The 14,229-nt window shown below is 39.2% G+C and carries 16 protein-coding genes; all 16 read left to right on the top strand.

Annotated elements, in window-relative coordinates:
• Positions 1 to 131: 131 nt before the first annotated feature.
• Positions 132 to 980: a phosphate ABC transporter substrate-binding protein PstS gene (locus FFR60_RS11545; protein ID WP_137664278.1), complete on the top strand. Its 849-nt coding sequence runs from the start codon at positions 132 to 134 to the stop codon at positions 978 to 980.
• A 129-nt stretch (positions 981 to 1,109) separates the two neighbouring features.
• Positions 1,110 to 1,886: a helix-turn-helix domain-containing protein gene (locus FFR60_RS11540; protein ID WP_137664277.1), complete on the top strand. Its 777-nt coding sequence runs from the start codon at positions 1,110 to 1,112 to the stop codon at positions 1,884 to 1,886.
• 67 nt (positions 1,887 to 1,953) lie between these two features.
• On the top strand, positions 1,954 to 2,346 hold the full coding sequence (locus FFR60_RS11535; protein ID WP_137664276.1) for a VOC family protein: 393 nt from the start codon (positions 1,954 to 1,956) through the stop codon (positions 2,344 to 2,346).
• 6 nt (positions 2,347 to 2,352) lie between these two features.
• A complete protein-coding gene (locus FFR60_RS11530; RefSeq protein ID WP_137664275.1) occupies positions 2,353 to 2,604 on the top strand; it encodes a helix-hairpin-helix domain-containing protein in 252 nt (83 codons plus the stop codon).
• 268 nt (positions 2,605 to 2,872) lie between these two features.
• A complete protein-coding gene (gene pstC, locus FFR60_RS11525; protein ID WP_088931795.1) occupies positions 2,873 to 3,805 on the top strand; it encodes a phosphate ABC transporter permease subunit PstC in 933 nt (310 codons plus the stop codon).
• Positions 3,798 to 4,685 (top strand): phosphate ABC transporter permease PstA, encoded by an 888-nt coding sequence (gene pstA / locus FFR60_RS11520; RefSeq protein ID WP_088931796.1) that lies wholly within the window; start codon positions 3,798 to 3,800, stop codon positions 4,683 to 4,685. The genes pstC and pstA overlap by 8 nt, the downstream gene beginning before the upstream one ends.
• Positions 4,686 to 4,962: 277 nt before the next feature.
• Positions 4,963 to 5,763 (top strand): phosphate ABC transporter ATP-binding protein PstB, encoded by an 801-nt coding sequence (pstB, locus tag FFR60_RS11515; protein WP_088931797.1) that lies wholly within the window; start codon positions 4,963 to 4,965, stop codon positions 5,761 to 5,763.
• Positions 5,764 to 5,780: 17 nt separating this feature from the next.
• Positions 5,781 to 6,536 carry a phosphate ABC transporter ATP-binding protein PstB gene (pstB, locus tag FFR60_RS11510; RefSeq protein ID WP_137664274.1) on the top strand — a complete coding sequence of 252 codons (756 nt, stop codon included), beginning with the start codon at positions 5,781 to 5,783 and terminating at the stop codon, positions 6,534 to 6,536.
• A gap of 27 nt (positions 6,537 to 6,563) precedes the next feature.
• Complete coding sequence (gene phoU / locus FFR60_RS11505; protein ID WP_088931799.1) at positions 6,564 to 7,241, top strand: phosphate signaling complex protein PhoU; 678 nt, start codon at positions 6,564 to 6,566, stop codon at positions 7,239 to 7,241.
• A gap of 183 nt (positions 7,242 to 7,424) precedes the next feature.
• Entirely contained in the window at positions 7,425 to 8,966 is a 1,542-nt protein-coding gene (gene liaX / locus FFR60_RS11500) for a daptomycin-sensing surface protein LiaX (RefSeq protein WP_137664273.1), read from the top strand.
• 25 nt (positions 8,967 to 8,991) lie between these two features.
• Complete coding sequence (locus FFR60_RS11495; RefSeq protein WP_137664272.1) at positions 8,992 to 9,309, top strand: PspC domain-containing protein; 318 nt, start codon at positions 8,992 to 8,994, stop codon at positions 9,307 to 9,309.
• Positions 9,309 to 9,671: a phage holin family protein gene (locus tag FFR60_RS11490; RefSeq protein ID WP_137664271.1), complete on the top strand. Its 363-nt coding sequence runs from the start codon at positions 9,309 to 9,311 to the stop codon at positions 9,669 to 9,671. The genes FFR60_RS11495 and FFR60_RS11490 overlap by 1 nt, the downstream gene beginning before the upstream one ends.
• 586 nt (positions 9,672 to 10,257) lie before the next feature.
• Positions 10,258 to 11,193, top strand: coding sequence for an HPr(Ser) kinase/phosphatase (gene hprK / locus FFR60_RS11485; RefSeq protein ID WP_088935896.1), 936 nt, complete (start codon positions 10,258 to 10,260; stop codon positions 11,191 to 11,193).
• A gap of 1 nt (position 11,194) precedes the next feature.
• Positions 11,195 to 12,025, top strand: coding sequence for a prolipoprotein diacylglyceryl transferase (lgt, locus tag FFR60_RS11480; protein WP_137664270.1), 831 nt, complete (start codon positions 11,195 to 11,197; stop codon positions 12,023 to 12,025).
• A gap of 129 nt (positions 12,026 to 12,154) precedes the next feature.
• The gene (locus FFR60_RS11475; protein WP_088935894.1) at positions 12,155 to 13,174 is read left to right on the top strand and encodes an NAD(P)H-dependent glycerol-3-phosphate dehydrogenase; all 1,020 of its coding nucleotides are present in this window, start codon (positions 12,155 to 12,157) and stop codon (positions 13,172 to 13,174) included.
• 23 nt (positions 13,175 to 13,197) lie between these two features.
• Positions 13,198 to 14,091 carry a UTP--glucose-1-phosphate uridylyltransferase GalU gene (galU, locus tag FFR60_RS11470; protein WP_088935893.1) on the top strand — a complete coding sequence of 298 codons (894 nt, stop codon included), beginning with the start codon at positions 13,198 to 13,200 and terminating at the stop codon, positions 14,089 to 14,091.
• The last annotated feature ends 138 nt before the right edge of the window (positions 14,092 to 14,229 follow it).

Below are 14,229 nucleotides of genomic sequence, written 5' to 3'. Positions count from 1 at the left end.
GCGGTTCAGTTGGAAATATATAAGCAAACTAAACTTGTGTGCTGGTAGTTGAATGGTATACGGCATGAAAATAAGAATCATTTTTCGTTTTTTGAAAAATGAATACTTAAAAATGAATAAGGAGCTTTTTCATGAAGAAATGGTTAATTCCCCTATTGGGTACGCTTCTGCTTTTATCTGGTTGTTCAAAATGGATCGATCGCGGCGAGTCAATCACTGCTGTCGGGTCTTCCGCCTTGCAGCCGTTAGTTGAAACAGTGGCAGAAGAGTATCAAAGTAAAAATCCAGGCAGATTTATTAATGTCCAAGGCGGCGGGAGCGGCACGGGGCTTAGTCAGGTACAATCAGGGGCAGTCGATATCGGCAATTCAGATTTATTTGCTGAGGAGAAAAATGGGATTGATGCTGAGAAATTAGTTGATCATAAAGTCGCTGTTGTTGGGATCACTCCGATCGTTAATAAGGATGTCGGTATAACAAATATTTCACTAGAGAACTTGCGCAAGATTTTTCTAGGGGAGATCAAAAACTGGAAAGAGCTTGGCGGAAAAGATCAAGATATCGTAATCTTAAACCGAGCGACTGGCAGTGGAACACGTTCGACATTTGAGCAGTGGGTCTTAGACGGCAAGACGGCGGTACGTGCGCAAGAGCAGGATTCTAGCGGAATGGTTCGTCAAATCGTTGCCGATACCCCTGGAGCAATCAGTTATACGGCTTTTTCTTATGTAACAAAAGATGTTCAAACACTGAGTATTGATAATATCGAACCGACTGATGAAAATGTGACGACCAACGATTGGAAAATTTGGGCATATGAGCACATGTATACTAAAGGAAAGCCCACCGAGCTAGTCAAAGATTTTCTTGATTATATGCTTTCAAAAGAGGTTCAGGGAAAAGTTGTTCCCCAACTGGGCTATATTCCGATCTCCGATATGAAAGTTGAACGTGATTGGCAGGGCAATGAAATAAAATAAGAATTTTTAGAAGGGCACGGAATATTTCTGTGCTCTTTTTACTAATCCATTTTTTCGCAATATAGAAGATGAAGTAATAGAAGAACGACAAGCAAAAAATGTCGATCGAAAGCAAGGAGGATGACTGTGATGTATTATCCGATTCAACTACCCTTTATTTTAAATGAAGCTTTTACTCGAGTAATGACTTATCGTGAGATAGTGATTCCCGAATGTAGTGATTTTGTATTGTGCTTTTGGGAGATGTTTCCAAAAGTAAATGAGCAGACACGAGTTAAAAATGTAATCATTGCTGACGGCTGTATTGATTTGATTGTCGATTACGATCAAAAGCAGCTTTTTTTTACAGGAAATCAGCAGACTGATTTTGATTACGAAATTGAAACGCCGGCGCGCTTTTTTGGGGCTCGTATGATGCCGGGTGCTTTCCATCAATTAACTGGTTTACCTGCTGTGCAGGCGATGGATGATTTCATTTTGCTGCAAGAGGTTTTTGATGATTTGAATTTAGAGACTTTTTTTGCTTTATCATTTGAAGCGGCTAAAGAGCAGTTTCAGACATATCTGACGAAAAAGTTTTCAGGCGAACAGCCGAATGAGTTTACTCAGCTTTTCCCACGATTAGCTGAGAAAATCCCCCAGACGACCAAGGAACTATATGAGCTGCTCTATTTTAGCCCGCGTCAATGCCAACGATTATTCGCAAAAAATTTTGGATTAACACCTAAAATGGTATTGAGTATTTTAAGGTTTCAACGCTGCTTGCAGATTCTAACTTCAAACCAAGCGAAGCCAGCAGATATTTTAACTGTTACGAACTATTATGATCAACCGCATTTTAATAAGGACTTCAAACGTCATTTAGGTATCACGCCTTTGGAATTAATGGCCCGCTATAAAAAATGACGCATTTTTACAATAAAATTTTTCGTTGCCTTGTTAGAATTAGGCTATAAGTTAGGAGGCAGTTAAAATGTATAAAAATATAACAACGAATTTGATGGTGGCAAGTGTAGATAAATCTGTGGTGTTTTATCAAGAGATTCTTGGATTAGAAGTAGTAGCTTCAGTTCCAGCAAATGATCAAAGTTTGCAGTTTGCGATCCTTGCTAAAGAGGCGATTACGCTGATGCTGCAGGAAAAAAGTAATTTGAGCGAAGAGTATCCTATTTTAGCGACAGAAAAAATTCACCCGTCGATCACTTTGTATATTACGATTGAAAATTTTGAAGAATTTTATACCAATACTAAAAAAGCTTATCCAATCTATACGGAACCTCATGCAACTTTTTATGGAGCGAAGGAATTTGCTATTACAGATCCCGATGGTTATGTGTTGACCTTTACTGAATACAAAGAGGGATGATAGACAATGGAAAATAATTTACAAGTGATTCCCGGCATTGGAAAAAATATGAAACAGCATCTGATCAGAGCAGGCTATCCGGATGTTGCTTCGCTGAAAAAACAGGACCCAGAGGAAATCTATTTAAAAGATTGTGTAGTACAAGGGGCGAAAGTTGACCGGTGCGCTTTGTATGTTTATCGTTTAGCGGTACATTATGCTGATAATGACGGCAACTTGCCGCCGGATAAACAAAATTGGTGGGATTGGCAAGACTGATAAATTTTTTTAGCAGTATCTATTTTTGGATGCTGCTTTTTTTGTCGTTTTTTTTTAGTATCGACTAGATAACAGTATTTATCATTCTTGATGAAGCACCAAGCAGTTCTGTTGCAGGAAGTCTCTAATCTGGTTTACACTTTCTTTACAATTGTCATGGAAGCGTTACAGGACATTAAAAGGAAATTGATTTTCAAAAGGTAGAATGACTTTGTTGGTTTGCAAAAAAACCGAGTGAATTAGCTTGAAGGAATCAGGAGGAGTAGCTTTGGAAAATGAAGATGTAAAAAAAGCGCTGACGACGAAATCAAAGCGGGCGAAAATCGAACAGCGAGGACGTTTTATTAGTTTCATTTGTATCGCGTTGATCGTACTTGTCGTAGGAGCAATTTTCTATTTTGTAGCGAGTAAAGGACTATCAACCTTTTTTGTAGATAAAATTAATGTATTCGACTTCTTATTTGGAACGGTCTGGAATCCTAGTGCAACTGGATCAGATGGTCAACCATTAGTAGGCGCGTTGCCGATGATTTTAGGATCATTCATGGTTACATTTTTATCAGCGATCGTAGCGACTCCGTTTGCGATCGGTGCGGCTGTCTTTATGACCGAGATTTCACCTAACAAAGGACAAAAGTTTTTACAGCCGGTCATTGAATTATTGGTAGGAATCCCTTCTGTTGTTTATGGATTTATTGGCTTAACAGTGATCGTACCGTTTATCCGTTCGATTTTTGGCGGAACGGGTTTTGGTATTTTGTCAGGGACTTTCGTTTTGTTTGTAATGATTTTACCTACCGTTACGACGATGACGGTGGATACGTTGAAATCTGTGCCGCGTCATTACCGCGAAGCTTCATTAGCATTAGGCGGAACGCGTTGGCAAACGATATATAAAGTTGTTTTACGGGCGGCAGTACCGGGAATTTTGACGGCGGTTGTCTTCGGCATGGCCCGTGCCTTTGGTGAAGCTTTAGCGATCCAAATGGTGATCGGAAATGCGGCATTAATTCCGACAAGTTTAACGACACCAGCTTCAACATTAACTTCGATTTTGACGATGGGAATCGGAAATACGATCATGGGTACAGTAGAAAATAATGTATTGTGGTCACTAGCGTTGATCCTATTATTCATGTCTTTAGTTTTCAATATTTTGATTCGCTATATTGGAAAGAAAGGGGAGATAACAAATGGATAAAGCAAAACGTGCAGATAAAATCGCCACGGGCGTCCTTTACATTATCTCAGCTTTGATTGTTGCGATATTGGCATTTCTCCTGCTTTACATTTTAATTCGCGGCTTGCCGCATGTATCTTGGGAATTTTTGACTTCCCCTTCAAAAGCCTATCAAAAAGGCGGCGGGATCGGAATTCAATTGTTCAATTCGATTTATCTGCTGCTGATTACTATGATCATCAGTTTACCTATCTCGCTTGGTGCGGGAATTTATTTATCGGAATACGCAAAGAAAAATTGGGTGACGAATGTCATTCGTACATCAATTGAAATTCTAAGCTCATTGCCTTCAGTTGTTGTTGGTTTGTTTGGGTTCTTGATTTTTGTTATTCAATTCGGATATGGCTTCTCGATCCTTTCCGGCGCTTTGGCATTGACCCTATTCAACTTACCGTTACTGACAAGAAATATTGAAGAATCTTTAAGAGCGATTCATTATACGCAACGTGAGGCTGGCTTAGCGTTAGGTCTATCACGTTGGGAAACAGTCACGAAAATCGTTGTGCCAGATGCTTTACCGGGAATTTTGACTGGTGTAATTTTGAGCTCAGGCCGAATCTTCGGTGAAGCGGCAGCTTTGATTTACACAGCCGGACAAAGTGCTCCAGCATTAGATTTTACCAATCTCAATCCATTGAGTGTTTCAAGCCCATTGAGTATCTTCCGACAGGCAGAAACATTGGCCGTGCATATCTGGAAAATCAATACTGAAGGAACGATGCCGGACGGCACAGCAGTATCGGCTGGCGCATCAGCAGTTTTGATTTTAGCGGTTCTATTATTTAATTTTGGAGCCCGGGCTATCGGGAAGAGACTTCATAGAAAAATGACTTCAGCGTAAAAATTCTGATTTAACGTTGCTACGTATATCTTGCTTTAGTAAGTTGGAATAGTATACGGCGTGAAAATCCGAGAAATTTTACGAAAGAAAAATTTCAACAATAGTATGAAGTAGGATGTCAGTCCAACTTTGCCAATTCACATTGTAGAAGAAGTAAGAAAGAATTATTAAGTTTATTAAGGTGTAAGGCAGATAGTTGGATGATATACGGCGTGAAAATCCGAGAAATTTTTACGCAGGAAAAATTTCAACAATAGTATGAACTAGGAGAAATTCAATGAAAGAATATAATTGGGAGGAACGCAACATTATCAGCATGCCTGGTGAAATTGCGTTGCATACGGAAGACCTGCACGTTTACTATGGCGACAACGAAGCCATTAAGGGTGTCGATCTTGAATTTGAAAAAAATAAAATCACCGCTTTGATCGGACCTTCCGGTTGTGGCAAGTCGACCTATCTACGTTCACTCAATCGAATGAACGATGGTATCGCCAGCGCTAGTGTAACGGGTAAGATCGTTTATAAAGATGTTGACGTCAACGCATCGAACATCGATGTTTACGAAATGCGCAAGCGTATCGGCATGGTGTTTCAACGGCCGAATCCTTTCAGCAAATCGATTCGTGACAATATTACTTTTGCCTTAAAACAGCATGGTATGCGGGATAAGCATCAGTTGGAAGAAATTGTAGAAACTAGTTTAAAACAAGCAGCGTTGTGGGACCAAGTCAAAGACAATCTAGATAAGAGTGCTTTAGCTCTTTCCGGTGGACAACAACAACGTTTGTGTATTGCACGAGCAATTGCTATGAAACCTGATATTTTACTTTTGGATGAACCAGCCAGCGCCCTAGACCCGATTTCAACTGGTAAAGTAGAGGAAACGCTGGTTCAGCTGAAAGAAAATTATACGATTATCATCGTGACCCATAACATGCAGCAAGCTGCCCGAATCAGCGACTACACAGCTTTCTTTTATTTGGGAAATGTCATCGAGTACGATGATACAGCAAAAATCTTCACGCGGCCGAAAATCCAAGCGACTGAAGATTATGTTTCAGGACACTTTGGTTAAGAGACGGAGGAAATTGAATGTCGAAGATTATTACTTCCAAAGACCTTCATTTATATTATGGTAAAAAAGAAGCCTTAAAGGGCATTGATATGGAAATCGAAAAGGGCGAAATCACTGCGATGATCGGACCATCTGGTTGCGGGAAATCGACTTACTTACGTTCGTTGAACCGGATGAATGATTTGATTCCCGGCGTTACGATTACCGGAAGTGTCATGTATAAAGGCGAGGATATTTATAGCCCGAAGACAGATACGGTAAATTTGCGAAAAGAAATCGGCATGGTTTTCCAACAACCCAATCCTTTTCCTTTTTCGATTTACGAGAACGTCATTTATGGGTTAAAATTAAAGGGTGAAAAGGATAAAAGCAAACTTGATCAAGTCTTAGAAGAAAGCTTGAAGGCTGCTTCCGTTTGGAACGACGTAAAAGATAAACTGCATGAGAGTGCCTTGTCGCTATCTGGCGGACAGCAACAACGAGTTTGTATTGCTCGCGTTTTAGCGGTCAACCCTGAGGTTATTCTTATGGATGAACCAACGAGCGCTTTGGACCCTGTATCAACTGGTAAGATCGAAAATATGTTATTAGAATTGAAAGAAAATTATACGATCATCATTGTGACTCACAACATGTCACAAGCATCACGAATTTCTGATCGTACAGCCTTCTTCTTGCAAGGCGAATTGATCGAATTCGATAAAACAAAGAAAATTTTCTTAGACCCGGCAAAACAAGAAACCGAAGATTATATTTCAGGGAAATTTGGCTAACAATTAACAATCATAAGGAGGGCAACGATGTTACGTACACAATTTGAAGAAGATCTGCTGAATCTTCACAATCAGTTTTATGAAATGGGTATGATGGTCTCAAGTGCCGTGCACAAATCGGTCCGTTCATATATTGACCATGACAAAAAATTAGCGCAAGAGGTTATCGATCACGATATTGAGATCAATGACATGGAAGTCCGCTTAGAGAAAAAAAGTTTTGAAATGATCGCTTTGCAGCAGCCGGTTACGACCGATTTGCGGACGATCATCACGATCATGAAAGCCAGCTCAGACTTGGAGCGAATGGGAGACCATGCTGTTTCAGTGGCAAAATCAACTATTCGTCTAAAAGGGCTGCCGCGGATTTTAGAAGTTGAAAAAGAAATCAATGAAATGTCTAACTATGTTAAAAAGATGGTGGACAATGTCTTGATTGCTTACGTTAAGACAGACGAAAAAGATGCCCGCATGATCGCAAAAATGGATGAGCGGGTAAATGATTATTTCCAAAAAATCTATGATATGACGACTAATACGATGGAAAAAGAATCCGATACAATTATCAGTGGAACGGATTATCTGCATGTTGCAGGTTATTTGGAACGTGTGGGTGACTATGTAACGAATATCTGCGAATGGATCGTTTACTTAGCAACTGGGAAGATCACTGAGCTTAACAGCAATCGCAACGAAAATTTTTAAGAACAAGCAACCAGCTAGAATTTTCTGGCTGGTTTTTTCTACATTTAAATAGGAAGAAACACCTCTCTTTAAGAAGTCGGATAAAAAGATGGGTCTTTAGTCCTATGACAAACGGATAAAAACATTGCATAATATGAATGTAAACAAAAGTAATGTATTTGCTTTTTGAAGGAGGCAATTTCTATGAATGAAAGACAAAGAATTTTGGAATTAGTAAAAAAAGGTATTTTATCAACTGAAGAAGGTTTAGATTTATTAGAAAGCATGGCCAAGGCAAAGGATGAAGCGCAGATCAAACAAGCTGCAGATAAAGTGGATTCTTATCACCGTGACCAAGCAACGAACTTAGTTGATGAATGGGAAACTGGTAAAGAAGCAAAAGGTTCTGAAGAACAGGACTTGGAAGACCTTGAAGCTTATTTTGATGACTTAGCTACAGAAGTCAACCAAATTTCTGCTCACATTGATGAGATCAACCAAAAGAAAAATGATTTAAAAAATGTACTTCATGAAAAAGAAGAAGTTTTGATGGAGTTAGACACAAAAGAAGAATTAGATACTTTATCAGAAGCAGACGATGAAATTCGTGAAGCGGTCGAAGCTGCAATCAAAGAATTGAAAGAACAAATCGCAGAGTTAGAAGACCAAGTTGAAGAGCAAGAAGAAGAATTAAGCAACGTACAAAGTAATCAAAAAGAAAATCGTAAAAAACGGGTCTATGCTCATATTGAGATTCCAGATGATTTGAAGGATCAAGCCAGCGAAACTTTCTCGCAAGTTGGTGAAAAATTGGGAGAAGCCGGCGTTCAATTAGGTCGTTTGATGAAGAAGACTTGGAAATCTGTTTCTGACACAGTAGAAGAAAACGTTGACTGGAAAGATTTCAACGTAAAAGTTCCTGGTTTAGTTACTTCTAAGTTTGAACATCAATTCTTGTATACAGATGTTGAACCAACATTGCTTGATATTAAATTGGCAAATGGGAAAGTAACCTTAAAGTCTTGGGATGACGCAGCTATCAAAGTGGATGCGAAAATCAAACTTTATGGTAAAATGAATGAAGCGACACCATTACAATCATTGATGGAACGCAGCCAAATTGAAGTCAACGATGAACATATCTCATTTCAAATCCCGAATAAACGTGTTCAAGCAGAATTAGTTTTCTACTTGCCAAAACGGACTTACGATCATGTAGCTGTTAAACTATTAAACGGTGATTTGATTGTTGAAGAAATGGATGCCAAAGATGTTTATGCTAAATCAACCAACGGCAATATTACTTTCCAACATATCGATGCAACAATGCTTGAAATCCAAGGCGTCAACGGAAATATCGAAATTCGCGAGGGTGCGATCTTAGATTCGATCATCGAAACTGTTAATGGTAATATCACTACTAAAGCAGCGATTCAAAACTACGGTATTTCATTAGTCAATGGTGACGTGAAATTAACTGCGGGTCATGCTACTTTACAAAAAATCAAAGCAAGCTCAGTTAACGGAAATGTCAAAGTTTCTGTAGGAAAAACGATTGGGTTGGAAGGCTTAGCAAAAACAAGCCTAGGCAGTATCAATGATCGCTTATCAAACTACGAAGTCATTAGAGAGAAAAAAGAAAAAACGAATCGCTTGCTGCAATTCCGTCGAGTAGCGGATGAAATGGCGAAAATCGATGTATCAACTACTACAGGTAGTATTTTCTTGAAAGATTTCGACAATTAGGAAATAATAAGGAAGGAAGATTCATATGCAAAAGAGATTACAAAAGTCACGAAATAATGTGGTACTTACAGGTACCTTAGCCGGGATTGCCGAATACTTCGGGATTGATCCAACAATCGTGCGTGTGATTTATGTTTTCTTGAGTTTCGGTTTACTAGGCTCGCCTGTAATTCTATATATCATTCTAGCCCTATTGATTCCAGCTGGACCAAAAGGACGAGATTCATATGGACATAATAATCCCTATTACGGGAATAATGACTACAATAACTATGAGAAAAAAACGCCTCGCCAACGTAAGAAAGCGGACAAAATCGACGATGATGACTGGAGCGACTTTTAATGACTTACCTACAGCGCGTATTAGCTAATGCACTGATATTTATTTCACTGTCGGTGCTCTTTCCCAATCAAGTTTATGTGGAAAGTCTGACGATGGCTATTGCTGCAAGCTTTGTCCTATCAATATTGAATACTTTAGTGAAACCAATTTTGATTTTGCTTTCACTGCCGTTAAATATTATGACTCTCGGACTATTTAGTTTTGTAATTAGCGCTGGTATGCTGCAATTGACTTCCAACTTATTAGGAAATTATCGTTTTGGCTTCTCCAGCTTTGCCATGTCAATCTTGGTGGCTATCGTCATGGCGATTGTCAACGCGATCGTTTCAGATCATAATATCGACAAATACGCGGATAGGTAAATATTACCTATCCGTTTTTGTTAGTTCTGCTTTTCGCAGTGTTAATAGTGAACAATTCTTTTATTATGTAAAAGTATTCTTGAAGCTGTGATGTTTAGCAGAATGATATGCGTAGTGAAAATCAAACTCATTTTTCTGATCTTTAGAAAAATGAATACATTAAAATGAATTAGCTGTGTGTTCAACTTTTCCCAGTTTGCTTATGGATGAAACGAAGTATAGTTTGCTTAGAATGACTAAATTTTCAAGCTGTTTAGTTGAAACGTATGCGTAACGATGATCGGCTCATTTTTCAAGGAGTTAGCGGTTCGTTCTGCTTTTCGCAGTATTAATAATGGACAATTTTTTATTATGCATAAGTAATCTCGAAGCTGTGATGTTTAGCAGAATGATATGCGCAGTGAAAATGAATTCACTGCGTATTAATTTTTTTCTGCTTTTCATGTATGAAAATTGAATTCTTTTTCTTGGTTTCATTAATATTTTATGAAGCCTTTTTTGTTTATTATGGTAGAAGTTGTCTGAACCTAGTCACTCCATTGATAAAATGATAAAATAGAGCGGAAGTGTAGAAAAGAGGGATTATATGGCTGAAACAGTAAAAGTAAAAGAACTAGTTGATAAACTTTCATTGGAAGTAGTAACTGGCGATGAAGAAAGCCTAGAGCGGGTCATCACTACCGGCGATATTTCTCGTCCAGGTTTAGAGTTGACCGGCTATTTTAACTATTATTCGCATGATCGTTTACAACTTTTTGGAAATAAAGAGATCACCTTTGCCGAACGCATGATGCCAGAGGAGCGGTTAATGGTTTTACGTCGTATGTGCAGCGATGACACACCGGCTTTTATCGTTTCCCGAGGATTAACTCCACCAAAAGAAATGATCAAAGCAGCTAGCGAACGCAACATTCCGGTCTTGAGCTCACCAATCTCAACGTCTCGTTTATTAGGTGAAATCTCTAGCTTTTTAAATGGCGGATTGGCAGCACGGACAAGTGTTCATGGTGTATTGGTGGATGTTTATGGATTGGGTGTGCTGATTCAAGGTGACAGCGGCATTGGTAAAAGTGAAACTGCTTTGGAATTAGTTAAACGCGGACATCGCTTGATCGCAGATGATCGGGTCGATGTTTATCAACAGGACGAACTGACTTTGGTCGGGGAGCCGCCTAAGATTTTGCAGCATTTAATCGAAATTCGCGGAATCGGTATCATTGATGTAATGAACTTATTTGGTGCCAGTGCGGTAAGAGGATCGATGCCATTGCAATTAGTGGTCTATTTAGAAAATTGGTCGAAAGACAAGAAATATGATCGCTTAGGCAGTGGAAATACGGAAGTAGAGATCGCCGATGTGAAAATTCCACAGGTGAAGATCCCAGTGAAGACTGGTCGAAATGTTGCTATTATCATCGAAGTGGCAGCAATGAATTTCCGAGCGCGCACGATGGGTTACGATGCTACGAAGACCTTTGAAAATCGTTTGACCCAATTAATCGAAGAAAATTCTGGACAATAGAATGGTTGCTCAAATAAATCGTACAGCCTTTGAATTGTTTGGTCTTCCAATTTATTGGTACGCGATTATTATCGTTTCCGGGATTGCCATTGCCTTATGGCTTTCTAATCGCGAGGCATTACGAGTGGGTCTAAAAGAAGATGACATGACAAACTTCATTCTTTGGGCTCTGCCGATTGCGATCATTGGTGCTCGGCTATATTATATTTTGTTTGATTTAGGTCCCTATCTTGCAGATCCGATTCAAATCTTTAACACACGCAGCGGGGGCTTGGCTATTTATGGTGGTTTGATAGCAGCAACCATTGTCTTGATCGTTTATACACGGCATAATTTTATTGATCCGTGGCTTTTTTTAGATGTAGTAGCACCGGGTGTTCTGTTGGCGCAAGCGATGGGACGATGGGGCAACTTTACGAACCATGAAGCTTACGGCGGGGAAACAACGCGTCAATTTTTGGAGAGTTTGCATTTGCCGCAGTTTATCATCAATAACATGTATATTGATGGCGCTTTTCGCCAGCCGACTTTTTTCTATGAATCAATGTGGAGCCTAGCAGGTTTTATTCTGATTCTGATCATTCGTAAAAAGGTTTCAATTAAACACGGTGAACTCTTTTTAGGTTATGTGATCTGGTATAGCTTTGGCCGCTTCTTTATTGAAGGTATGCGGACAGACAGTCTGTACTTGTTTGGCGGCATCCGTGTATCCCAAATGTTGTCAGTTGTTTTATTTGTTGGCGGATTAGTTCTGCTTTATTATCGGAGAAGAAAACGTACGGATGTCAAGCTGTACGAACGTGATAAGGGTGCTAATCAAGCTTTAATTTAAGAACGGGACAAAGGCTATCTATGCTATGATGGTAAGGAAGAAATCTTTAAAATGAACCATTTTTGAGTACAAGCGTATTTATTTTCTTAATGGAATAAATAGCTTAATATGAACTAGGAGGAAATCTCTGTGAAGCAAAAAGTTGCAGTTTTAGGACCGGGCTCTTGGGGGACGGCGTTAGCACAAGTCTTAGCCGAAAATGGGCATGAAGTAAGACTTTGGGGAAATCATGAGGCACAAATTGATGAAATCAATACGTACCACACGAATCGCCATTACTTGCCCGATCTAAAAATTCCCGAAAGCATCAAAGGTGAAAAAAATCTGAAGAATGCGGTGAAGGATGCGGATGCGGTTTTATTCGTTGTACCAACGAAAGCGATTCGATCAGTCGCACAGGAATTTGCTCAAGTTGTTGAAAATAAACCAGTTATTATCCATGCTAGTAAAGGGCTGGAACAAGATACGCATAAACGAATCTCAGAAGTCTTGATCGAAGAGATTCCGGAAGAACATCGTCAAGGCGTGGTCGTTTTATCTGGACCAAGCCATGCGGAAGAGGTAGCTGTTCATGATATTACGACAATTACTGCTGCTTGCAAAGACGAAGAGTTAGCAACCTATGTCCAAAAACTTTTCATGAACGACTATTTAAGAATCTATACTAATCCGGATGTAATCGGTGTTGAAATGGGGGCGGCATTAAAAAATATTATTGCTCTAGGAGCCGGTGCATTACACGGTCTTTCTTATGGAGATGATGCTAAAGCTGCGATCATGACACGTGGATTAGCAGAAATCAGTCGTCTTGGTGTAGCCATGGGAGCGAATCCGCTGACCTTTATCGGATTAAGCGGTGTAGGTGATCTGATCGTTACGTGTACATCGGTCCATTCCCGAAACTGGCGTGCAGGAAATCTTTTAGGTAAAGGCCATAAACTGGACGAGGTTCTAGAAAATATGGGCATGATCGTCGAAGGTGTTTCAACGACGAAAGCGGCGAAAGAATTGTCTGATAGTATGAATGTCAGCATGCCGATCACTGAAACAATCTATGATGTTTTATACAATGGGAAAGACGTACGTCAGGCTTGTCAAGAATTGATGACCCGTGAAGGTACGTTTGAAAATGAATTTACTATAGAATAAATAGAAAGAGTGGGACAAGAAACATGCGAGTGAAAAAAGCAGTTATTCCAGCCGCAGGGTTGGGAACGAGATTTTTACCGGCTACAAAAGCGATGGCCAAAGAAATGCTTCCGATCGTTGACAAACCAACGATCCAGTTTATCGTTGAAGAAGCGTTAAAATCTGGGATCGAAGATATTTTGATCGTAACAGGAAAAGCTAAACGCCCGATTGAAGATCATTTTGATGCGAATATCGAATTAGAAATGAATCTGAAAGAAAAAGGCAAAACAGATTTATTAAAATTAGTCGAAGAAACGACAGATGTGAACCTGCATTTTATTCGTCAATCACACCCTAAAGGCTTGGGACATGCTGTCTTGCAGGCTCGCGCCTTTGTTGGCAACGAACCATTCGTTGTAATGCTAGGTGATGATTTGATGGAAGATCGTGTTCCGTTAACTAAGCAATTGATGAATGATTATGAACAAACACATGCCTCAACGATTGCTGTTATGCGTGTTCCTGAAGATGAAACTTCAAAATATGGGATCATCAATCCAGGTGAAGAGGTTTCTAAAGGGTTGTTCAATGTGAAGAACTTTGTAGAAAAACCAAAACCAGAGGAAGCACCAAGCAATTTGGCGATTATTGGCCGCTATTTATTAACACCTGAAATTTTTGATGTGTTAGACAATCAAAAACCAGGTGCAGGCAACGAGATCCAATTAACGGATGCGATTGATACTTTGAACAAAACACAGCGCGTTTTTGCTCAAGAATTTAGCGGAAAACGTTATGATGTGGGTGATAAATTCGGCTTCATGACTACAAGTATCGAATATGGCCTGAAACATCCAGAGATCAAAGATAAATTAAGAGAATACATCATTGCTACAGGAAAAGAACTAAGCGGACAAACAAAAATCAAAAAATAATTATTAAAGCGTAGATTAGCTTCTACGCTTTTTATATTGTTAGTTATTTTAAAAAGGCTAATTATTTGATTTTTAAATGCAAATTATCAATATAACGTATAGATTAAATATAATATTTTGTTATATAATGTTTTTTAG

Source organism: Enterococcus hulanensis (genome assembly GCF_005405485.1).
GTDB classification, from domain to species: domain Bacteria; phylum Bacillota; class Bacilli; order Lactobacillales; family Enterococcaceae; genus Enterococcus_A; species Enterococcus_A hulanensis.
The sequence above is the reverse complement of the archived record's forward strand: the minus strand, read 5'-3'. Positions and strand labels throughout refer to the sequence as shown.